We start from the raw sequence: 22593 nt of genomic DNA on the forward strand, positions 1-22593 counted from the left end.
CAACAAAAAGCCCAGTCATTAGACCGAGCTTTGAAGTTGGTAAATATCTGGGTGGCGGCATTAAAATTTAAACCACTACGAATAAAGTTAAGCCGCCATTGGGTGCCTTGATATTGCTTTCACGGAAAATTTCTCAAGGCATTAAAAAACCCACCTTTCGATGAGCTTCTAACAATTACTTCTTCATTTACTGATATTGACATGCTTTTTCTAGAATAGCTTCTCCAATAGAGCTAGGGATAACATCTTTCATTTCCACATAAGAAAATTGGTGCGAATCTACTAAGCTGCCATTCTTTTTATATTCTGCGTAAGACCTCATGCCTGAAGTTAAAGCATTACAATCTATATGCCATAAATCAATCCTGTAATCACCTACAGAAAATCCGTCTTTAGTAATATCATTATAAATAGGGTGTGTTGACACTTTTAGCTTAAAAAAATAGCGAAGTAGTAAAATCAAATCACCAAACCCAATTTTACTATTCGCTATGCCTCGTACCATGCTGACAGATCAACACTGGCAAAAGTTGAAAGTTATTCTGCGTAATTTATCCATTCACCACAACTCAAATTTACGCAATTTTATTGAAGCTATTCTCTATAGAATTAGAACAGGTTGTCCGTGGCGAGATATTCCTTCTTGTTTTGGTCATTCAAACTCTATTTTCAAACGTTTTAATCGTTGGTCAAGCAGCGGTAAGTTACTTAGATTATTCAAATTACTAGCCTCATGCCCCGATATGGAATGGATTTTTATTGATGGCTCTCATGTACGTGCTCATCAACATTCTGCCGGCATAGCGAATCAATCTATTTCTAAAAGTGTAGGAGGAAACTCCTCAAAAATACATTTGATTGTTGATGCACATGGTAATCCTATTGATTTCATGATTACCGATGGAACCACACATGATGTTAAAGTTGCGCCTGATTTAATATCAACATTAGATTTAAAAGAGACAAAAGTGGTATGCGCAGATAAAGGCTATGATTCAGAACCACTGCGTGAACAGATCAGGAAAACAGGGACTAAAGCGAATATACCAAAGAAAACGAATAGCCAATCGAACAATGACCATATGGACTGGTATTTATATAAAATCAGGCATTTAGTTGAAAATATGTTTTGTAGATTAAAGCAATTTAGAGGAATAGCTACTCGATATGACAAGCTCAAAAGAAATTATCAAAGTTCTGTTGCCTTAGCCTGTATATTTTTATGGCTACCGTTATAGGGTTAATTATGAACAGTAAGTGTCAACAGACCCTAATTTTTTTAACCCAAACTTTTAAATAAGACTTACCACCATATTCCGATGCTGTTCGAATTTTATCAGGGTCTATGAGGTAAATGTCCTCATTTGTAGAACCTACACTTTCCCATTCTGCATTCGCTTTCACGGAAAAAAAAACTATCATTAATAAAGCAAAGACTATTTTTAACATAATTATGTCAATCAGTTTAATTACAATAGTTTACAATTCTATTATATAAATAAAATATTGACCAATATTTATTATAAAAAAAGCCCACCTTTCGATGAGCTTTTAAGTCTTGGTCTCGGATAAACCGTAATACGACCAGTATAGTGAAACTATACCTTTGTTTCCGAAATAATGGAATCCCTAAGCTCGCATTTCTTTGTATGTATTTTTCTTATACTTTTGAATAGTTTGAGATGCCTCATCAATCGCTGACTCAAGCGCCAAACACATTAGGTTTTCGTATGGCTTCCACGTCTTGCGGTAAAGCTCAGCTTGCATCTGCATCGAATTAATCCCCGCATAATACAATCGACCTTGCGCTGTAAAATTCCCCTCCAACTCGGGGTTTAATGAGAAATCAATTACCATGCGTGCAATTAAGTAAGCCAAGTGATTCATAGTAATTTGCTCAGGCTCTCGCTTCTTATCAGCCACGGCGTTTTGAAGCATGATATTTACTAGGTGCATACGCACATATTCATAATCGCTTTCGCACTTCCCATCAAAGACAATAAGTGCTGTAACTGACTTTGCGAGCTGTGTTTCCATACTCGCAATCGCACCCAAGCGGTCTTCATAATTCAAAGGCTTCTCCCCAGTGCCATGAGCTTGTGGCTCAAAGTTTGGCGACTTTGCAGTAATGCCATGAGTCAACCATTCAAATTGTTCAAATTTATCTGCCATAACTGCATTCATCCCAAATCCCCTCAAATCAAACTCAAATCTAAAATTGTCATTGTTCCCCAGTGAACCGCACCAGTATCAATCCAGTAGCAGTTATCACGCTTGCATGGCTTCTGGGTAATCAGTTTGCTGTTATCAATTCCAAAGCATTACCTCGTTATTCAGTTTCCGAACTTGGTAAAGAAAAACTTTGTATTCATTGTGGTGATTACTGGCCTTTAACTAATGAATTTTGGTTTTTCCAAAAGCGCACTTCAAGAAATGGATTTGTATTAAGAGCCACTGGTGCATGCAAGGGTTGTTACATAGAGAAATATAAACCTGAACGCCTAAAAACCAATAAGCAGACCATTAAATCTATTTATGAGCTTGGAAATAAGGAGGTGGCGTGATGTTTGAAACAAAAATTAAGCCCGATTATTCGGAAGCGGTTGCTAAATTTGTTAAAAGCGGCGGTCAAATTAAACAAGCTGTCAATACAAACAAAGCTGAGTTTAATTACTGCAATGCAGACACGGCAATTAAAAGTGCGGAGCGCCCCAATAGTCATCACAATCATGTGTTGCGTACACGTGCTGAAAAGAGTGGCTTAAAAAGTTATAAGCCTGTTGCCCCATGTAAGTCGTGCGGCACCTCCGAACGATCTGTGAAGTCAAATGCTTGTCTTGAGTGTGATAGACGCAGAGTTAGAAATAAAAACGGCATGAGTGCTAAAAATATTGAAGCTGTCGGGCACTACTTGCTTGAAAAGGGCGAATCGGTGGAGTTCACCAGTGGCGGTCAAAAGTATGTTTTAAAAGTTGAGGTGGCGTGATGGAAGTGCATGAAAAGCGAAAACTTTTAGAAGCGATTGATATTTTGATAAAGCACCCTGCTCAAGCTGATGAAACAACATTAGGTAATGCAATTGGTTATTTCACTAAATTGGTTGAATCAACAACAGGCGGTCAATTGACGATTGTGCCAGTGGTTAAATGAATATTTCGAGCAATTATTTGCGCAGTTTAAACAATAAATTAGGATTTTGCGCAGATGTTTGCTCAGGAGAGTGTGATGGGTATTAAAAAAGAAAGAGAGGCGTTTGAGAGATTGCCTTTGGCTGAATTAGCAATTGAAAGTGAATTTGTTTTTTACAATGAAGAAACAAATTCATATTGGCCTAATGAGGATTTTTGCCCTAGCGATGCCGCTGAAACAATGAACTTTGCTTGGGAAGCATGGCAAGCAGCCAAAGCCCACGAAGCTGAAAAGTTGAAAGGTTGCGTGTTGGTGCCTGTGCAATGTCCTGATCCTGATTTTGCAGATTCCCTTTTTGATGAGTTAAGCAAAAAGGCTATTGGAGAATTTGGCGATGATTTGCTGATTCATTTTTCTGATATTGATGAGGAAAAAATCTGGGCATTGATGGTAGAGGCAGCCAAAGCCCAAGCGGCGCCTGAAGGTTTTATTTTGGTTGATAAACATCAACTTGCTCAACTTATGGCAAATATGGACAGTTTTGGAAGCAGGAATATCAACACAAAAGCATTGAATAATTTTTTTAATCTTGTAGTGACTTAATTTACTGTTTTCTATCATTATTCTAGACTAACATAATTATTCTGCTAGTCTAGAGCCTTTACAAAATTGAAGATACTGAAACCTTGGCGAAAATTGATGCTTTTATGGATAAGCGTGATGCTTTTTATGAGCAAGTTACAAAGCTTTGTAAGCACTATGGTTTTGAAATGCATCAAACGCATGACAGCATTCAAAATGGTCTTCGTTTCTTCAACATGTCGGCAGACCCAAAGGCTGAAATTGACAAAACAAAATGGAAAACATCAAAGCATAAAAGTGGTCATTTAGCTATTTTGCCTCGTGCTACTGCCAAAGAACACAAGGCTGAATATGATGCCATGAAGCCAAAGTCTATGACTTACGATGAGTTGAACAAGATTATTCTGGCTGAAGAGGTTTTGCCTTGGGGTTCTGGTTATGGCTTGTCTTGGAAAAAGGGCGAATATTTTAAGTTCGAAACATCGCTAAAGGTTACGCCAGTAGCTATTGAGATTCTGGGCAGTGAGTATCGAAAAGCTGATGTGGAGGACAAGGCCAGTGAGTAAAATTCAACAAACAAACATTGCTGTAGCTAATTTCATCATTGGCGAGTTGTACAAAGAGAAGCCGTTTAATTTGGTGTTAGATGCAGGTCAAACAGGCGCTTTATACAACATAACGAGTGAGTCGCATCATTTGCACAGCGGCTTTGTTCGTAAGCTAGAAGCAACCTTAAGACAGCGTGTAAACAACGGCACTGGCGTGATTCTTGAGATTAATTGCAATGCAGATTTGTATTATCACGTGCTGAGTAGTTATATCGCGGAGCACGAACAGACTGCAAACAACATCGATCAATTCATCCAAAGCGGTGAATTTGATAAGGCTTTTAAGGATGTGTTTGGGTTGCCGAGTGGTGTGGTGAAGTCTTTGGGAGAGGTGTCGTGAAAGCGAATGAGTTTTTTAAAAAGGTTGGCATTGAGGCTGTTCGGTCGTATGTGGCAGCTTATGAAGATGCTTTGACTGGCGACTTAAAACGCCTTGTCGAAAGTCATGAGTTGGTTGAGAAATACAAGCGTGGTCGTGGTATTCGATTTCGCGTTCGATGGGGTATGTATCGCTATGGTGATACGCAAGAATTTAATGATCGATTAAAACAAGCCATCGCGGATGTAGAAAGTTGTATGGAGGTGTCCAGTGAATCTAATTGAGCAATTGGGCGGGTATGAACGGGCTAAAGATGGGTTACATCGTCTTAAATTGGAAAAAAAAGACTTGCTGACTTGTGGTGATTTTGTTGTTGTTGAGTCTGAGATTGATGCGGCCCTCATCGAATACCGCCGCCAGCACAATATTTTTGAAACTGATGATTACATTATCCATGATGGTGAATTAAAGGTTTTTGCAATGTGGTCTAGTGCGGTGGAAGGGTGTGCGTACATCGGATATGCGTATGCGGAAAATGGGGAAATGGCTCATAAGGATGAGTTTAGACACGCCACCGATGAAGAAATCAAAGCGGGTAAAAGATTGGAGGTGTCTTGATGGGAGCATTAAAATACACAATCACAGTTGAATCGGATGCACCTCCACAGCTTTTCTTGGGTGCGGTCATTGGTGGTGCAACTGTGGTGGAGATGAGACAGGAAAAAGTCGAATTAATTTCTGCTGCTGAGATAGCACAGAGGCACGGTATTTCAACTGCTACAGTTCGCAGAAAACTAGCAACCATCAACCAAGGCTCAGAAGGAAAGTTTTTATATGATCCTGTGGCAGCCTTGCAACTGCTCAAGGATTCAAAAACTAAACGCGGGAGAAAGAGAGCTAATTAGGCTCTCTTTTTTATGAGTTAAACATTTCAACCAGTTCGTCAGCGTCTGGATTGTAATAGACGTTCACTAGCACTTCGATTTTCCTATGGCCAGTGATTTTAGCTAATACCTCAACTGGCAATTTCCGCACCTTTACCATTCTTGAAATAGCTTCATGCCGTGTATCGTGGAAGTGTAAATCTTCAATGCCCGATTCTAGTTTTCTTCTTTCCCATAATTTACGGAAAGCATCCGCTGTCTGAGGAATGATTTTCTCATCTTCATGTGGGATCAGAGCAATTAACTCTTTTGCAAATTTAGATAAAGGCACATTGCGTTTTGAGCCGTTCTTGGTTTTAGGTAAATGCACATAACCATCATAAATTTCAGAACGCTTCATGCTAAGGATTTCACCTTTGCGCATAGCGGTCTCGATGGCAAATAAGAATCCCCATGCAACATAGTGTTGTGGCAATGTTGGCACCTGCCCTATTTCATATTCCAGCAGCTTGAGCATTGTATCAATTTCAGCTTGAGAAATTCGGCGGTAGCGTGATTCAGGTTTAACTGGCTTGGAAATCTGCATCCATGCATTTACGTCCAGTAGGAACATTTCTTTTTGAGCATAGGTGAACATGGCGGAAAACAGAGATATTTCCTTGAGCACAGTATTTTCTTTTACTTGGGTGCTACGCCTGTTACGCCAAGCTGTTAAATCTTGGGGTGTGATGTCGTGAATATTTTTATGGGCCAGATCACCAAATTTAGTTTCAAAGGTTTTGTGCTGGACGAGAATCCAGTCTTTAGACTTTGAATGCCTGCCGACCTTTTCAAAATACTCATCAAATAATTGCTTAAAGGTGAAGATCAGCTTTGCTTCTTCTGCTACCGATTCGCCAGCATTAGCATTAAGCTCTAATATTTTTAATGCAGCCCATTGCTCACATTCTTTTGCGGTGTCTCTGGTGGCTGAATAGCGCTTACCGTTAAACATAAGTTCAATTCGGTAAGCATCACCTCTTTTTCGAGCTTTGGGTAATTTCATCGTAAAGGTCTTGGCGTAATCTTGGCGTAAATTATGGCGCATTTTCGCCAAAAAGCACAACATTTGCGCCAATTGCGACAAATTACAGGCAAAAAAAAGACCTACAAGTTATTGATTTTAACTGTAAGTCTTTGAAATATCTTGGTAGGTATATCCAGACTCGAACTGGAGACCTCTACGATGTCAACGTAGCGCTCTAACCAACTGAGCTATACACCTGAAGTAAAAGCATAATATTCACTTTTAAAAAGTATGACAAGTTCTATTTCTTGTTTTTTAAAGCAGATGCACAAGTTTTAAGCACTCGTTTAAATTGTTGAATATTTTTTGAATTCAACCTATTGGAATAACGCATTTGCTGATAATAATCAGCTGCCTGATGAAATAAAACTTGCTGTTCAGATTTAACGTCTTGAGCTAAACGCAACAACCATTTGTTTACCGTTTCAGCATCTTGTTTACGCTGATCAGTTGTTAAGCTTCGAGAAAAAGACTGAATGACCATGTCATATTCAGAAGTTTGAGCACGTTTATGCGAAAATATACCCCACCAGTACAGTAAAACTAATCCACCAATGCTAATCATAATCAGCAATACCAATGAATAACTGGATTCGAGTCCTAGCTTCTGTAACCAACCTCGTTGAGCCTCTGCATTATAGCCAACTATCTTACTTTGCCATTGGTAGCTTGCGTAATCGCTCCAAATGCGCATTTTGTTTAATACCACATAGCGCTGTACATGCCATCGACCACTCTCACCCCAAACACTGGCATCTTGGCTCATTAAATCTTGCATACCCTGTTCAATACGCTGTGGTGCAATCATCGCTGTTGGGTCATAGCGGTTCCAGCGTCCATCCACAAAGACTTCCGTCCATGCATGCGCATCTAACTGTCGAACTTCCCAACTTTTTGCATCTGGTGAAGGCTGACCACCTTGATACCCAACCACAATACGCGCTGGAATTCCCGCATAACGCATCAGCATCACGAAGCTAGAAGCATAATGTTCACAAAAACCTTGTTTGGATTGAAACAAAAACTCATCAATACGATGCTGCCCCAACAAGCCCGGTTGCAAGGTATAACTAAAACCATTATTGCGATACCATTGCAAAACATTTTGGATATAACGTTTCGGGTTCTGCTCACTTTGGCTAAACAGCTGCTGTGCAAATTGCTGTGCTTCCAAGTCCATGTGCTCAGGCGCTTTTAAGTTTATGCTTCGTTGTATTTTAGATAATTCACTTTGGGAAAATTGAACATTTCCCATCCATTGCAATGCAATAGGTTCCACCCGCTGCACTTGACGATAAGCTTGAATACTCCAATCCTGACGTAGCTGATAACGTCGCTCTAAAGGTTGTGAATATTCCAATGCCATAATCCACGGAATCGCGACATCAGCGGCTAAATATTGATAGTTCCATTTTTTGGATGTAGAGATTTGCGTTAATGTATCATCCGAAATCCTTTGTTGATTAATAAAACTACTGGTCCACTTTTGCCCATCATATTGATCTAAGACCATCGCGCGCCAATAAAGCTCTGAACGATTTGGGAGCTGAGTGACATCACCAATAATACGAAAAGCCAAATGACTGGACTGGGATAATTGCGCAATATCTCCAGGTGACATACTGTCACTCATGCCTGTCACTGCTTTATTTTCAGGAATTGGAATATGCCAAAGTGGAGGTAAGCGCGGAAAAAAGATAAACAGCAGCACAAAAAAAGGCAGTGCAAGACCTACAAATTTAATAACGTGTTTTGCATCTTGCCGTAATGCCATACGATTCGATTTTTCAGATGCAAAAGCATGGGTTTGCACTCGATACAGCCCCAACAAACAACTCAATAAACAGAGTAAAACCATCACTGCCGTCATAAATGACTGACTATGTAAAAACATACTCGCCGCAACAAATAAAGCAAAGTTAAACAAAATGATCACATCACGCTGCGTTTTTGTTTCTAAGGCTTTAGCAAAGAGAAAGATACTTAAAACGGCTACGCCCGCTTCCACCCCTAAAAAGCTTTGATAACTCCAAAAAGTGACCGCTAGAGCAACAAAGGTCAAAATGTAAGTTGCCCATTTCGGGAAATAGTTTCCCGTAGATTTCATGAAATACCATAGACAGCCGATACAAATGGAGAAAATGACACTCAATAGCACAGGACTAAAACTTAGTTGTGTGATCCAAATCAGACTTAGTGTCAGTACAATGGCAATACGAATAGAAGAATGCATACTGTTCTCGCTATGCCTGAGCCAAAAGTAATTTGGCTTGAAGGTATTGTTCTCGCCCTATCCCTTTGGCTAATTCACTATCGGGTAAATACAGTGCATAGGCATACTGCAACTGCTCACATTGTTCAACCAAGCCCATCATTAAGCTTAATTTTTCTTCATGTGAAGGACTCGGCATATGTGCATAGTGGATTTCTAAACTGTGTTGATCCTGATGTTGTTCAAAGACCTTAATAAATAACCCTTGTCCTTGTGCCACTTGTTTCCATGAAACCGCCTGTAAAGAGTCACCCTCTTTAAAATTTCGCAATTCTCGGAATTCATCCATGTCCGGTTCAAAACTGTGCTGTTGCTGTTTATTTTCTGCCGCTAAAGACTTAGCTTTAGGCGCAATCCACAGGGTTTTCTGAATGAAAAAATAACTCCAAGCGCGAACGAGACCAAATGGATAAGTCGAATATATTTTAATCTCTGGAAAACTAAACTGTCCGCGCTCTTTTGGAAAAAAATTTAAATCGACCACCTGATGGGTATCTTGAATAAACAACTGTTCTATATGATCAGCATAAGCGAGCCAAAGATATCGAGGCTGTGAATGATGTTGTTTGAAATGCATTTGTAATTGCAATGCACTCTCAACCTGCCCTATTTCAGGTAATACAAGTTCAATACTTAACCCATGTAGCTGCTTAAAGGTCAAATAAAAACTCATACACAGCACAGCACTGATTAAAAAACAAAAAGCTAAAATTAAGTTATTGGCATAATTCACCCCAGCAATAAAGGTGATTAAAATCAGCACCACATACAAATATCCTTGCTGATAAATAAACACCAGTACATCTTTTTGGGTCAGTTGTTTTTCAGCTTTAAATTGAAAGCGTTTATTTATCCAGTTTTGCCACAGCATGCGTCAGCTTATCCTATCAGTGAACTTTGACTTGCTTCATGAGCTGCTCAGTTTCAGCTTCACCCAGCCCAATACGATGCGCGGTCACTGCGACAAATACAGCCTGCACATCATCCGGTGTAACAAATGCACGGGCTTTAACCACAGCATATGCTTGTGCTGCTTTCTTCAAAGCCAGTACGCCACGAGTCGATAAACCATGTCGACCTTTACGGGTCTCAGCCGCCAAATCTAAAATATAATCCAAGACTTCTTCAGATAAATAAATCTGTGGCACCAACACTTGTAAGGTGAGAATGTCTTGTTCAGAGAATACAGTCATCAACTGCTGAATCAAATCATGACGGGATTGTTGCTGCAATAAAGCCTTTTCTGCCTGACGTGATGGATAACCCAAAGATAAACGCATAAGAAAACGGTCGAGCTGAGACTCTGGTAGTGCATAGGTTCCACTTTGAAAAAGTGGGTTTTGCGTTGCAATTACCCAAAAAGGCTGCGGTAGTACATAACGATTTGCATCGATTGTCACCACACCCTCTTCCATCGCCTCTAAAAGTGCACTCTGTGTTTTCGGACTACAGCGGTTAATTTCATCTGCAAGTAAAATTTGAGTAAAAATTGGCCCTTGCTTAAACTCAAACAGATGTTCTTTTTGGTTAAACATATTCACCCCAATCACATCACTTGCCAGCATGTCATTGGTAAACTGAATCCGTTTAAATTGAAGACCCGCCAAATGCGCCAAGCTACTGGCCAAAGTGGTTTTGCCTAAACCGGGCAAGTCTTCAAATAAGATATGCCCACCAGCTAACAGGCTGCATAAAGCCAATTGGGTTTGTTGATCTTTATCTAAAACGATTTGATTGACTTGATTGAGGAATTCTTGGACTTTTGGATAAAAAACACTTAACTGTGATTCATCCAGCATGCCATGTTGCTGCGTTTCTACCGTTTTTTCTTTTCCCCAAAGCACCTTATTCTCCCCAATCAAAATATAAATCAAGGTTTAACATACAGGTTTTTCAACCATACTCAAAGGTGATCCTTATAAATCTTCAATGATTTGCGTATGTATAACCTCCCTCGCCTCAAGCTATTGTTTCGCTGCAGATTTCAACTGATCTTTTAAAGCATCTGCGCTCATTGAAAATGATGGTGATGATTTCTCTGATTGCTTAATCAATGCTATGAGTCGTGCATTGATTGGCGCCTGTCTACCAGATTGCTCTGCGAGTTTTAGAACCTCACCATTAATCCAATCGACCTCTGTGGGACGACCTGCAATTAAATCATCTTGCATAGATGACCGAGCCAATGGATCGATTGCCAACATTTTACGACTTAATAATTTAAATAATGGATTGGGTAAACTTAGCAATTTTGGAATCAAATGGGTCGGAACTACGGTTAACTTTGCAGGTTTAATCTGAGCACAATCAAGCAGTTCTAAAGCTTCCTGCTGCGCCATTGCCACACATTGGCGATATTTACGAATCGACAATTGTTCCTTTAACGGTTTTTTTGACAGTGCATTAATTGAATTATTTAAATTAAGTAAAAGCTTGGCCCACTGCACAGCCAGCATGTCTTTTTCAAAAACAATCTCTAAACCTGCTTTTTGAAATGCATTTTCAAGCAATTTTTGATTTGGATATTGCTTAACACTTAATGCACCAGAGGTACCTTGATGATAATGCCCAGCTTCTTGCGTGGCGACGTTAAAAGGAACCATCCCCTCTAAAACCATCGGCCCTTGCAAAACCCTTTTTAAAATAGGGACATTACTTAAACCATTTTGAAAGCTGATGATCAGCGGTGTTTTAACCCCTAAATATTCTTTGAGTTCATGCGCAACTTGTTCGGTTGCCGCCGATTTCACACAAATAAAAATAACATCGGCATCCACAACCTGAGTAGGATCGGTCGTTAGTTTGAGTTGATGAGGTGCAAGTTTGATCTTTTTGCCTAAATAATCAGTTAAGACTAAGCCCCATTGGGAAAGCTCTGCATGAATACGTGGACGCGTGATAAAAGTAACATCACTACCTGCAGCAACCAACCTTCCGCCTAAATAACACCCAATGCTTCCAGCACCATAAATATATATTTTCATTCAATTTCCCTTTGCAAACATTCCAGTATTTTAAGAGCTATAACAATCACAAGCTGTAAAATATACGACATGAACCTTTTATTTCTCACACTCCGTGTTCGTTATGATTTAATCTACGATGCAACCACTTGCTTCATGTAAAAAAGTACACTGTAGAATCTAATACGTACAACTGCATGTAATTGAGTATTTTCACTCGATTTTTAACAAAAAAACGGCACCGAAGTGCCGTCTTTCAATTGATTCATTATATTAACAAGGGCACTTTTTCATGCCATTCGTTGCAGATGGATAACGCGCATCCACACAGTGACGATAAAAAGTTTTAGCATCCATCGCTTCTAAATCAGGATGGTGCTTTTTCATATGCTCCAAATAGTTTGGATAATCAGGCACCCCCACCATCAAGCGAAAACTTTGCTGCAAACGTTGCCACAATGTCGCAATTCGAGACCAATTTTTAGGGTTCAGAATCAAATCTTTCTGCGACATCACGGTCATTTTAATGATTTTATAAATCATCGTTTTTCCACTTTTAGCAAATTTTAGATTCATCTGACTCTCCTTAATGTCCAGCTTTTGATGGCTGAATGTCTTCAGGATCACGATAAATGGCTTCTGCTTCATGCACAGTCGGAACTGGGCTTGCCAATGCACGACGAATCACTTTAATCGCAGCAAACAGCATCACAATCGCCACAATCATAAAGAAGCCACACAGTGCAGCATTGATCTGATTCGACATCGCAACGGTTTGCATTTCAGCAACCGTTTTTGCTGGTGCTAAAATTTCATTGTTTGCAATTGCATTGTTAAAGCGTTCAGCTTGTGCCAAGAAACCAATTTTTGGATTTTCGTGGAAAATTTTCTGCCAGCCCGCTGTCATACAGGTTACCAACAAGAATATGGTCGGGATAATCGTGACCCATACATATTTCTCTTTCTTCATTTTGAAGAGGATAACCGTACCTAAGATCAATGCCATTGCCGCAAGCATCTGGTTACCCACACCAAACAGTGGCCATAAGCTATTGATGCCCCCGAGCGGATCGACGACACCTTGGTAAACAAAGAAGCCCCACCCTGAAACCGCAACTGCTGTACCCAACAAGTTTCCGAAAAAGTTATGTGAGTTTTTCACCGCAGGAATCACAATCCCAACTGTGTCTTGCACCATGAAACGACACGCACGCGTACCCGCATCAACTGCTGTTAAAATAAATAGTGCTTCGAATAAAATGGCAAAGTGATACCAAAACGCCATCATTTCACGGCTATTGAAAATTTCCGTAATGATGTGAGCCATACCAATAGCAAAAGTTGGCGCACCGCCAGTACGTGAAAGAATGGTACTTTCACCCACTTCTTGAGCCAGTAAAGTTAATGTTTCTGGAGTAACAACAAAACCTAAGTTACGAACAGCTTCAGCTGCGGTGTCTACACTTGTACCCAGTAAAGCGGCTGGTGAGTTAATCGCAAAATACACACCCGGATCAAGCACTGCGGCACAGATCAGAGCCATGATTGCAACAAATGACTCCATGAGCATACCGCCATATCCGATCATTCGAATATCACGTTCATTGTTCACAAGTTTCGGCGTGGTTCCTGACGACACTAAAGCGTGGAAACCTGAAATTGCGCCACAAGCAATGGTAATAAATAAGAATGGGAACATTGAACCTGCAAACACAGGGCCAGTACCATCAATAAATTGCGTGAATGCTGGCAACTTCATTTCAGGCATTGCGAAAATAATACCGACTGCCAAGCCTGCAATAACACCAATCTTTAGGAAGGTTGATAAGTAATCGCGTGGCGCAAGCAATAGCCACACAGGCAGTGCCGAAGCCACGAAACCATAAATAATCAGTGCCCATGTCAACTGAGTGCCCGACAGTGTAAAGAATGCACCCCAATATGGATGCTGTGCAATATTTTCACCGTAGACAATACCGAGCATCATCAAAACGAAACCAATAATAGATACTTCTGCAATTTTACCCGGGCGGATAAAACGCATGTAAATCCCCATAAAGAGCGCAATTGGAATTGTTGCTGCAATACTAAATACGCCCCATGGGCTGTGTGCAAGTGCTTTGACCACGACCAGTGCCAAAACAGCAAGGATAATAATCATTACCCCCAATGCACCAAGCATGACCACAATACCTGCAAAAGTTCCAAGCTCTTGCTTTGCCATTTCACCGAGTGAACGTCCATCACGACGGGTAGAAATAAACAACACCAAAAAGTCTTGTACTGCCCCTGCAAGCACGACACCGACAAGTAACCAAATCGTGCCAGGTAAATAGCCCATTTGCGCTGCTAAAATAGGCCCTACTAATGGACCTGCACCGGCGATCGCTGCAAAGTGATGTCCAAATAGAACGCTTTTGTTGGTTGGAACATAGTCCAGACCATCATTCAAACGATGTGCGGGAGTTAAGCGCCGTTCATCAAGCTCAAAAACTTTATTTGCAATAAATAAACTATAGAAGCGATAAGCAATACTATAAATACAGCCCGCAGCAAGTACGAGCCAGATGGCATTGACATGCTCACCACGACTCAGTGCCAATATCCCAAAAGAGACTGCACCGACGATGGCTACCAGTAGCCAGATGATTTTTGAAGTCAGGGTTGACTTAGGCTGAACAGATTCCATTTCAATCCCTCATATTTGTTGCATTCAATCAGCGTCTTTAATTATTCGAGGTACTGCTGTTTTCCTTTGCGACTTTACTCTGCATCTCCTTGTTTTGATCTAATACTTTGGCATAAAAAAAGGGATGATTTTCATCATCCCTTCAGATAATAGTCTATTTTTAAACCATTATGCACGTTCTAAATAATCGCCAGTACGAGTATCTACACGAACGCTTTCTTCTTGCTGTACAAATAATGGAACACGTACTACAGCACCTGTTTCCAATTTTGCAGGTTTACCACCACCGCCAGAAGTATCACCACGTACACCCGGATCAGTTTCAACAATTTTCAAAACTACGAAGTTTGGTGGGTTTACTGTTAATGGCACGCCATTGAACAACATAATGGTACATTTTTCATTTGAATCGTCTTTTAACCATTTTGCAGCATCACCCATTGCTGTTTTGTCAGCAGCGATCTGTTCAAATGATACAGGATCCATGAAGTTCCACATTTCACCGTCGTTGTACAAGTATTCCATTTCTACTTCTACAATGTCAGCCGCTTCTAAAGAATCACCAGACTTAAATGTTTTTTCTAAAACTTTACCAGAACGTAAATTACGTAATTTTACGCGGTTAAATGCTTGACCTTTACCTGGCTTTACATATTCATTTTCCATGATTGAACATGGGTTACCATCAAGCATAACCTTAAGGCCTGACTTGAAATCATTCGTAGAATAATAGGCCATGACTGGCGCACTCCAAACTAACTAACTTAAATATTTATGTCTTTATCTTAGACACCAAAGCTTTGAAAAGCAGGGCCATAAAGATAGGGCATCTTTTTTGATGCCTCGTATTGTAAATGAGCAAGGTGTTATGAAGCAATGAAAATCCACTGCCTATAAGCCGAAGATCTTGATAAAATAGCCCCGTTCCGCGTGTTTTTGTGTATTGAAAAAGCCTTTTTAGACCGCACACATCCGAACAACTCGTTTCGACATCACCCGATTTGATGACCTAACTTTCTTTTGACCTAGTATTTGACCCCTTATTGCATGACTCATTATTTGTACCAAGAGCAAAATTGGCAAGCTCAACTCAGTGATTTAATTACTGACCCTTTAGAATTACTTAATATTCTAGAGCTTTCTCCTGAGCAACTGCTGTCAGGCGCACTGCTTGCATCAACCCAATTTAAACTCCGTGTTCCCCGTGCTTTTGTGACAAGAATGCAAAAAGGCAATCCGCTTGATCCTCTACTCCTTCAAGTCCTGCCCCATCATCTTGAGCTTGAAGAACATCCCGACTTCGTGACCGACCCATTGGGTGAGGAGCAAGCCAACCAACAGCCCGGTGTTTTGCACAAATATAAAACTCGTTTCTTACTTACGCTAACTGGGGCATGTGCTGTTCATTGTCGTTACTGTTTTCGCCGACATTTCCCCTATCAAGAGAACCTGCCAAAGTCAGAAGATTGGATCAATATTCAACACTATATTCAGTCGCAACCTGACATTAATGAAGTCATTTTGAGTGGCGGAGACCCCTTAACGCTGTCCAATCGTAAAATAAAATTATGGATTGAACGCCTAGAAAGTATTCCTCAACTTAAATTTTTGAGAATTCACTCACGAGTTCCTATCGTAATGCCTAACCGTGTCGATGATGAGCTAATTTCCATCTTAAAAAACAGTAGGCTGCGCATTATTCTAGTGGTACACTCAAATCATGCATCGGAATTGGATGATCTTACCTGCCGTCAATTACAGCAATTAGTCGCAGAAAAAATCACCGTTTTCAATCAGGCGGTTTTATTGAAAGGGGTCAATGATCACGTTCAAATTTTGACAGATTTGAGCTACCGTTTATTCGATGCAGGTGTATTGCCATACTATTTACATGTTTTAGATAAAGTAAAAGGGGCTCACCATTTTGATTTAAACCCGCAAAACATTGATTTGCTGTATCAAGGATTATTGGCGAATCTACCCGGCTATCTGGTTCCCAAGCTGGTCAGGGAAATTGCGGGAGAAAAGAATAAGACACCACTTTTCGGGGTTTCAACTTTTTGAGTTAAATAATAACGATGATGACGACGAGTACTTCAGATATCTTCCAAAAACCAACTGAATTAAAGTTGGATAAGCTTAGTTTTTGCCCAAGCACAGTCAAAGGCTTACAAGAATGGTTAGCAAACTTATCCATTTTACAATTGGGTGACTCTTCTCGTTCCTTATTTCAAGCATTACTTGAAGTCTCCGAACTTCAAGCCAGCGAAACACTTCGCTTTGATTTAGTTCAAGTGCTGCATCCAAATTTGGAAAATGTGCTTACCAGTTTAGAGAAACATTTTTTTAATCAGGGCCTCATCACCACTGATCGAAATGACCATATTATTGAGCTTGCCTTATTAATGCGTAGTCATTTTGCCAAAGTCTATATCGACATTGCAAAACGTGTTTCTCAGCAAATCACTCAAAATAAGTTTTCTCTATTTGCTTTTAACCAAAAAAAGAACCTACAAACGGCTCGGACCGTATCGAGTTATTACGCTTTACAACAACTGTCCCTGTTGTTGTACCAACAACACTTGCTCTATAGCTCCCCGATTCCGGGGCAGTGGCTAGCAGCTCATCAACTCTTGGATTCTGCTATTCAAAATAACTTCTATTTGACCAACATTAATCAAATACAAGGCACGCAGCATCAACTGAGCAATATTAGTCAAGCCTATGCGCAGCTCATTCTATTGGATATTTTTAATACCCATCAAATCCGTCCAGGTGAGATTCAAGGGCTGTTTTTGTGTAGCTTTGATTGGGCGAAACTGATTCAAATTTTACCTAAAGAAACAACCTTATCTCGCTATATTGTCGATGCATCAAAAGATTATCCACCAACTTATAATTCTCAAAAAAACAGTCACATTCAACCGAATATTTTTATCTCGACGCAAGCCCTGCTTGATCATCTCTCAGAGATGCAAACCAAACGCGCCGAGCCACTGTCGCGCGATGAGAAGATTTTCCTTACCCCTGCTCTGCATTTTCACATTCATAACTTATTGACTAATAATATTGAACGTAAGCATGAACGTTATGAATACTCGGCCCAATTACAAATTTGTTTTGGCCTGTCAGTCGCACATTTCTATTTGTCTAAAGGCAAGAACTTTAATGAAACTTTAGAGCTAGAAGGCAACTACAACTTTCAGAATGAAAGTCACGTAATCAACTCCATGAACAGTAATATTCCTGTGGAGACGAGTTCTGCTCGTATGATTGATCGTGAGTCGAAACAAATCTACCCTGCCGAAGTTTTAGATATTAGCGTGAATGGTTACCGTATCCGCTGGACTGGACCAACACCTGCGCATTTAAAAACAGGTGAGTTTATTTTGGTTCAAGAAAATGCGCATAGCCAATGGCGCGGTGGTGTGATTCGCTGGATTAAACAATCAAGTGAAAAAAGCTTGGAACTAGGGTTAGAAATCTTAGCGCAAGATCTTTTCCCATGTGCCGTTATGGTAAAAACAGACCGAACCACTCAGAACTATCAACCTGCGTTATTGGTACAAACGTCCCAGCTAGATGAAGTACAGACTAGTCTCATTGTCCCGGGTTCGAATATGTACCGAGAAAAACAAACCATTCACTTACGCCTAGGTGATGAAGATCTTAAAATTTATTTAGTAAAAGCACATTTAATTACACAAAGTTTTATTCGTTTTGATTATGAATTGTTGAATGACCAACAAGAACCATTGGTTCAAAGTTTTATTCAAAAGCAAATGAATGCTATTAAGAATCACGATTTATGGGAAGCATTGAAGTGAGAAATCCATTATTATCTAAAAAGTTAAAACGTACGGAAACACGTTTACTCATTATTGATGATAATCAGATCCGTTATAACCAAATTCGTGACCTTTTAACTTCTAGTGATCATCAAGTTCATGCCACTTTACTGGATGACTTACAAAACTTTGAAAAACAGCTTCATCTGCCTTGGGATGTGGTGATTTTTGGTCGGGCTTATGACCTAAAGTATGAACAAGCACTGACTTTGATTCGTAACTCTAACCAAGTCAATTTACCGCTGATTTTATTAAAGCCCGATGAATATCAATCAACCCAATACGCAAGTTTTATTCGTAAAGGGGTCTATGATATTTTGGACTTAGAAGAAGCGGATAACTTTTACTTAGGTCTACTGCGTGCACTGTCATTAAGTCGTTTATTGCAAAGCCAACAACAACTCATGAATGAGCTTGAAACAGCGCAAAACCAAGCACAGGCCTTAGTTGAAGAAAGCAATAAAGCCATTGCTTTAATTCAAGAAGGGATTCATGTTTCAGCCAATGCTGAATACTTACAACTGTTCGGCCTAAGCTCTGAGGACGATATTATCGGTCAACCCCTGCTTGATATTCTCCAGCCGAAAGATGTAAACGATTTTAAAATCCGTTTTAAGAAAATTTCACAAGGTCAGTTTGATTTAGGTGCTTTTGAAGTTGCTACTCTCAATAGCAATGCCCAAACTCAAAACCCTTTAAAAGTTGAGTTTTTAGCCGCACCTGAAGATGATGCGCTCCAACTGACGATTGAAGCCGAATCTGAACGCTCTGCTGCTCCATCAGTCAACACTGAAAATCATGCGATACAACCTAATACGTATCAACAAATTAACCGTGCTATCACCAAACAGCCTTCTGATCAGAATGCCTTGGTTAGCTTTGCACTCAGCTCTTGTCCAGATGAAATTTTTAAAGCCACCTGGGCAACTACGCGTGATTATTTTAACAATATTTACAGCTTTTTAAATGAACAGACTCATATTCCTCTATTTAAGGCGGGTGGGCAAACCATCGTTGGTTTATTCCAAGCGGAAACACAGGCCAAACTCGAGTCTAAGCTGATTGCGTTAAATGCGCTCACCAAACCACAACTCATTACGGTAGAAAATAATAGCTATCCCGTAAATTTACGCATTGGCTATACTTTGTTGAAAGGTGAAATTTCAAATCTAGATCAGTTTGAAAACTTATTATGCTCAGCCTTTAAAACCGCTTTACCGACCAATCAAGAGGATTGCGAAATTGAGCAAAGAGCCAGTATTGACATGCCTGTGATTGAGTTGATTAACCCTACTGTCAGCGATACTTTAGACACTCAAAAAACAGCAAATGAGCCTACGGTACTTAAAGCTTTACATCTAGCTTTAGAGCGTGGTGAGATTCATCTTAAATATCAACAGCTTTACGATAAAGAAGACACCAATTTATATACCTATGAGGTCACCAGTGGCTTTATTTATGGCAATACGTGGAAAGATATATCGAGCCTCAAAGAGTTAAGTGAAGATCACGAACTTTCTATTAAACTTGACCGCTGGATTTTAGTTGAGTCGTGTAAACAGCTACACAATTTTATCACTCAGTATCCTGAAGCAAAGTTGATTGTAAACTTAAACAAAGCTGTACTGTTGAATGACCGCTCTTTCCCTGAATTTATCGCCAAACTGATTACCATTGTACGCAGTAAGTTAAGTCATCCAATTATCCTACAGTTTTCTGAAGATGATATCAGCCAAAACATTGCTGAAGCGCAAAAATACATTGCCCAGCTTCGCCAATATGGTGCTGAAGTTTCGATTCGTGACTTTGGTAATAGCATTTATAGTGAATCTATTCTACGTCAGCTCGATATCAACAATCTCACCTTACATGAAAACTTAACTCGCATGCTCAGTAGCGACGCCAACACGGAAGAATTGCAAGAAAAAGTTGCTGTATATCATCAATTGAAAAACATTCAAATTATGTTGCGTGATCTGAATGATATGACGTCGTTTGCCAATGCATGGAATGTCGATGCCCGCTTTATTCAAGGCGATTATTTCCAGAAGAAACTCGATCATCTGATTGACGTTCAGGATCAGTAAAGGTTAAACCTTGGATCATAGCCTCTAAATTTCAAGACCTCTATATGAGGTCTTTTTATTTATGATCTAGCTATTGGGCCTATGATTCTGTATCCAAATCATAGACATAAAAAAACGGGCAAATGCCCGTTTCTTACTTTTGCTATTAGTCGCGTTTGATAGAACGTGACATGCCAGCAAAACGTTGTTTGAACTTGTCGATACGACCGCCAGTATCAACGTTCTTTTGCTTACCAGTGTAGAATGGGTGGCAAGCTGAACATACGTCTAGGTAAACAGTTTCTTTACCAAGTGCTGAACGAGTTTCGATTACGTTACCGCAAGAACATGTAGCAACTAAAGTTTGGTATTTTGGGTGAATATCGGCGCGCATCGTCGATTACTCCATAAAAATTAAAGAAGGTTTTGCTGTCATCGCAATTGATCACTCTCAAAATTGAGGAAAGGGCTACTTTAAGTAGCAGATCAACACCATAACAGACCATTCTTTTGGCCCACCGAGACGGATACCGTCAGAGCTAAGCACAACAAGTGGCAAATATTATACGAGATATAGTATCAGATAGCCAATTATTCTTTCGTTTCAATTTCAGATTGCTTGGCCCAATAGTTAGCAATAATCCCACACACCATCAGCTGTATTTGATGAAAAATCATAATCGGTAAAACAATCATCCCCAAAGGTTGTCCAATAAAAAGAATCTGTGCCATTGGAACACCACTGGCTAAGGTCTTTTTTGAACCACAGAAAAAAATGGTTTTCTGATCGGCACGGTTAAAGCCCAACCAACGTGGTAAAAACAACCCAAGCAACATAATAATCGTCAATAAGACTGAACACACAATAATCAATAGGATTAACGTACCAACACTCACCTCTTGCCATAGACCCGCTACCACAGCACCGCTGAAAGCACCGTACACCACCATCAATATCGACCCCTGATCGAATGCTTTGACGATGCTTGGCATTTTTTGCATATACGGAAAGACATATGGTCGAAGTAACTGTCCAAGGACAAACGGAACCAGCAGCAATAAAGTGATTTGAAGTATAGACGAGGTTGGATCAAAACCATGCTCTGATTGCCCCAAAATGAAAAAGGCCACCATCACAGGGGTAATAAACATCCCGATCAAATTTGAGAATGACGCACTACATACCGCCCCAGCCACATTGCCTTTCGCGACCGAAGTAAACGCAATTGAAGACTGTACTGTCGATGGCAAAAAGCACATAAACAAAAAGCCCCAATACAACTCCTGCCCAAGTAGCGGCACCAATACAGGTTTTGCAAGCAAACCTAAAACGGGAAAAAGGATGAAGGTAAATGCAAAAACCAACGCATGCAGTTTCCAATGCATCATGCCCTGAATCACTGCTTCACGGGATAACTTAGCACCATGTAAAAAGAATAATATGGCAATCGCAACCGTCGTAAGTACGCTAAACACACTTGCAGCCTGACCAGAAATTGGAGCAAAGCTAGCTAAGAGCACCATAACAAAAAGTAATAGCGTAAACCGATCAAATGCCAATAATTTCAACATACCAACATCCTGTCATTCCTCTAAAAATGAAAAAGCCCAGTGACTAATTTACCTTTGGGTAAATTCATCTTACTGAGCTATATAAATAAAGCTAGCTTTTACAGGATATGTTCAATATTTTTTTAATTAATACTGTGCATACGCGCTGCATATGACCTAATAACGGCTTAGTTATTACGTGCATTATTATCTTGTTGAATCAGTTCAATTTTATAACCATCCGGATCTTCTACAAAGGCAATAACCGTTACACCACCCTTCATTGGTCCAGCTTCACGCACGACATTGCCACCGCGTGCTTTGATTTCCTCACAAGCTTTATATGCATCGTCTACAGCAATGGCAATATGACCATAAGCATTGCCCAATTCATAACTGTCCGTATCCCAGTTATGTGTCAGCTCTAAAACCGTATGATTTTCTTCATCGCCATAACCCACAAATGCCAAAGTAAAACGACCTTCTTCATAATCACGCTTACGAAGCAAAGTCATACCAAGCACTTCAGTATAGAACGCCAAAGATTGTTCTAAATTGCCTACACGTAGCATGGTATGTAGCATGCGCATTGGAATTTTCCTCATGATTTATTCTC

General features: G+C 40.0%; 25 protein-coding genes, 1 tRNA gene and 2 pseudogenes. 12 read left to right on the plus strand and 16 right to left on the minus strand.

The genetic code is table 11. The features are described from left to right. Positions 1 to 187: 187 nt before the first annotated feature. Entirely contained in the window at positions 188 to 505 is a 318-nt protein-coding gene (locus HUK62_RS10320; protein WP_176537799.1) for a hypothetical protein, read from the minus strand. Between HUK62_RS10320 and HUK62_RS10325 the strand changes: the two genes are divergently transcribed. Then, positions 492 to 1238, plus strand: a complete 747-nt coding sequence (locus tag HUK62_RS10325) for an IS5-like element ISAba31 family transposase (RefSeq protein ID WP_005262957.1) — start codon at positions 492 to 494, stop codon at positions 1236 to 1238. The two genes, HUK62_RS10320 and HUK62_RS10325, sit on opposite strands and share 14 nt — an antisense overlap. 391 nt (positions 1239 to 1629) lie before the next feature. Here HUK62_RS10325 and HUK62_RS10330 read toward each other — a convergent pair whose 3' ends face one another. Both HUK62_RS10330 and HUK62_RS19285 read right to left on the minus strand, forming a co-directional pair. Further along, positions 1630 to 2184, minus strand: coding sequence for a hypothetical protein (locus tag HUK62_RS10330; protein WP_176537800.1), 555 nt, complete (start codon positions 2182 to 2184; stop codon positions 1630 to 1632). Positions 2185 to 2195: 11 nt separating this feature from the next. Beyond that, positions 2196 to 2294 (minus strand): annotated as a pseudogene (locus HUK62_RS19285) (serine/threonine protein phosphatase); the annotation flags it as partial. Positions 2295 to 2306: 12 nt separating this feature from the next. Between HUK62_RS19285 and HUK62_RS10335 the strand changes: the two are divergent. The 3 genes from HUK62_RS10335 to HUK62_RS10345 are packed head-to-tail and all read left to right on the plus strand — an operon-like array spanning position 2307 to position 3150. Further along, positions 2307 to 2564 carry a hypothetical protein gene (locus tag HUK62_RS10335; protein WP_176538475.1) on the plus strand — a complete coding sequence of 86 codons (258 nt, stop codon included), beginning with the start codon at positions 2307 to 2309 and terminating at the stop codon, positions 2562 to 2564. Beyond that, positions 2564 to 2986, plus strand: a complete 423-nt coding sequence (locus HUK62_RS10340) for a hypothetical protein (protein ID WP_176537801.1) — start codon at positions 2564 to 2566, stop codon at positions 2984 to 2986. The genes HUK62_RS10335 and HUK62_RS10340 overlap by 1 nt, the downstream gene beginning before the upstream one ends. After that, positions 2983 to 3150, plus strand: coding sequence for a hypothetical protein (locus HUK62_RS10345; RefSeq protein ID WP_176536745.1), 168 nt, complete (start codon positions 2983 to 2985; stop codon positions 3148 to 3150). The genes HUK62_RS10340 and HUK62_RS10345 overlap by 4 nt, the downstream gene beginning before the upstream one ends. Before the next feature lie 516 nt (positions 3151 to 3666). Here the strand turns inward: HUK62_RS10345 and HUK62_RS10350 are convergent. Further along, positions 3667 to 3750, minus strand: a pseudogene (locus HUK62_RS10350) (IS1595 family transposase); the annotation flags it as partial. A gap of 65 nt (positions 3751 to 3815) precedes the next feature. On the opposite strand from HUK62_RS10350, the gene HUK62_RS10355 reads away from it, so the two are divergent. The 5 genes from HUK62_RS10355 to HUK62_RS10375 are packed head-to-tail and all read left to right on the plus strand — an operon-like array spanning position 3816 to position 5543. Beyond that, positions 3816 to 4277, plus strand: coding sequence for a hypothetical protein (locus HUK62_RS10355; RefSeq protein ID WP_176537802.1), 462 nt, complete (start codon positions 3816 to 3818; stop codon positions 4275 to 4277). After that, entirely contained in the window at positions 4270 to 4659 is a 390-nt protein-coding gene (locus HUK62_RS10360; protein ID WP_176537803.1) for a hypothetical protein, read from the plus strand. Before HUK62_RS10355 ends, HUK62_RS10360 begins: the two co-directional genes overlap by 8 nt. Beyond that, positions 4656 to 4922, plus strand: a complete 267-nt coding sequence (locus HUK62_RS10365) for a hypothetical protein (RefSeq protein ID WP_176537804.1) — start codon at positions 4656 to 4658, stop codon at positions 4920 to 4922. The genes HUK62_RS10360 and HUK62_RS10365 overlap by 4 nt, the downstream gene beginning before the upstream one ends. Continuing rightward, the gene (locus tag HUK62_RS10370) at positions 4909 to 5256 is read left to right on the plus strand and encodes a hypothetical protein (RefSeq protein WP_176537805.1); all 348 of its coding nucleotides are present in this window, start codon (positions 4909 to 4911) and stop codon (positions 5254 to 5256) included. Before HUK62_RS10365 ends, HUK62_RS10370 begins: the two co-directional genes overlap by 14 nt. Further along, positions 5256 to 5543, plus strand: a complete 288-nt coding sequence (locus HUK62_RS10375) for an HTH domain-containing protein (RefSeq protein WP_176538476.1) — start codon at positions 5256 to 5258, stop codon at positions 5541 to 5543. Before HUK62_RS10370 ends, HUK62_RS10375 begins: the two co-directional genes overlap by 1 nt. Before the next feature lie 10 nt (positions 5544 to 5553). Here HUK62_RS10375 and HUK62_RS10380 read toward each other — a convergent pair whose 3' ends face one another. From HUK62_RS10380 to efp, 9 genes are all read right to left on the minus strand, one after another. Then, a complete protein-coding gene (locus HUK62_RS10380) occupies positions 5554 to 6567 on the minus strand; it encodes a site-specific integrase (RefSeq protein ID WP_176538477.1) in 1014 nt (337 codons plus the stop codon). 142 nt (positions 6568 to 6709) lie between these two features. Next, positions 6710 to 6786, minus strand: a tRNA-Val gene (locus HUK62_RS10385). A gap of 43 nt (positions 6787 to 6829) precedes the next feature. Further along, a complete protein-coding gene (locus HUK62_RS10390; protein ID WP_176537806.1) occupies positions 6830 to 8821 on the minus strand; it encodes a DUF3488 and transglutaminase-like domain-containing protein in 1992 nt (663 codons plus the stop codon). A gap of 10 nt (positions 8822 to 8831) precedes the next feature. Beyond that, positions 8832 to 9731, minus strand: coding sequence for a DUF58 domain-containing protein (locus tag HUK62_RS10395; protein ID WP_176537807.1), 900 nt, complete (start codon positions 9729 to 9731; stop codon positions 8832 to 8834). Between the two features lie 16 nt (positions 9732 to 9747). Then, entirely contained in the window at positions 9748 to 10659 is a 912-nt protein-coding gene (locus HUK62_RS10400) for a MoxR family ATPase (protein WP_228723766.1), read from the minus strand. 165 nt (positions 10660 to 10824) lie between these two features. Beyond that, a complete protein-coding gene (locus tag HUK62_RS10405) occupies positions 10825 to 11844 on the minus strand; it encodes a 2-dehydropantoate 2-reductase (protein WP_176537809.1) in 1020 nt (339 codons plus the stop codon). 252 nt (positions 11845 to 12096) lie between these two features. After that, on the minus strand, positions 12097 to 12399 hold the full coding sequence (locus HUK62_RS10410; protein WP_004693572.1) for a YbdD/YjiX family protein: 303 nt from the start codon (positions 12397 to 12399) through the stop codon (positions 12097 to 12099). Between the two features lie 10 nt (positions 12400 to 12409). Beyond that, positions 12410 to 14512, minus strand: a complete 2103-nt coding sequence (locus HUK62_RS10415) for a carbon starvation CstA family protein (RefSeq protein WP_176537810.1) — start codon at positions 14510 to 14512, stop codon at positions 12410 to 12412. Positions 14513 to 14680: 168 nt separating this feature from the next. Continuing rightward, positions 14681 to 15250, minus strand: a complete 570-nt coding sequence (gene efp, locus HUK62_RS10420) for an elongation factor P (RefSeq protein ID WP_004693574.1) — start codon at positions 15248 to 15250, stop codon at positions 14681 to 14683. Positions 15251 to 15559: 309 nt separating this feature from the next. On the opposite strand from efp, the gene epmB reads away from it, so the two are divergent. The 3 genes from epmB to HUK62_RS10435 are packed head-to-tail and all read left to right on the plus strand — an operon-like array spanning position 15560 to position 20447. Beyond that, complete coding sequence (epmB, locus tag HUK62_RS10425) at positions 15560 to 16576, plus strand: EF-P beta-lysylation protein EpmB (RefSeq protein WP_176537811.1); 1017 nt, start codon at positions 15560 to 15562, stop codon at positions 16574 to 16576. A gap of 17 nt (positions 16577 to 16593) precedes the next feature. After that, the gene (locus tag HUK62_RS10430) at positions 16594 to 18339 is read left to right on the plus strand and encodes a GTPase (protein ID WP_176538478.1); all 1746 of its coding nucleotides are present in this window, start codon (positions 16594 to 16596) and stop codon (positions 18337 to 18339) included. Further along, on the plus strand, positions 18321 to 20447 hold the full coding sequence (locus HUK62_RS10435; protein WP_176537812.1) for an EAL domain-containing protein: 2127 nt from the start codon (positions 18321 to 18323) through the stop codon (positions 20445 to 20447). The genes HUK62_RS10430 and HUK62_RS10435 overlap by 19 nt, the downstream gene beginning before the upstream one ends. A 145-nt stretch (positions 20448 to 20592) precedes the next feature. On the opposite strand, the gene rpmE is transcribed toward HUK62_RS10435, so the two are convergent. The 3 genes from rpmE to gloA all read right to left on the minus strand — a co-directional run bounded on the left by rpmE (position 20593) and on the right by gloA (position 22567). Continuing rightward, a complete protein-coding gene (gene rpmE, locus HUK62_RS10440) occupies positions 20593 to 20820 on the minus strand; it encodes a 50S ribosomal protein L31 (RefSeq protein ID WP_004693579.1) in 228 nt (75 codons plus the stop codon). A 197-nt stretch (positions 20821 to 21017) separates the two neighbouring features. Further along, entirely contained in the window at positions 21018 to 21998 is a 981-nt protein-coding gene (locus tag HUK62_RS10445) for a bile acid:sodium symporter family protein (protein ID WP_176537813.1), read from the minus strand. A 167-nt stretch (positions 21999 to 22165) separates the two neighbouring features. Further along, positions 22166 to 22567 carry a lactoylglutathione lyase gene (gene gloA / locus HUK62_RS10450; RefSeq protein ID WP_004693583.1) on the minus strand — a complete coding sequence of 134 codons (402 nt, stop codon included), beginning with the start codon at positions 22565 to 22567 and terminating at the stop codon, positions 22166 to 22168. Between the last annotated feature and the right edge of the window lie 26 nt (positions 22568 to 22593).

This window comes from Acinetobacter sp. NEB 394 (genome assembly GCF_013374795.1).
Taxonomy (GTDB): Bacteria; Pseudomonadota; Gammaproteobacteria; order Pseudomonadales; family Moraxellaceae; genus Acinetobacter; species Acinetobacter johnsonii.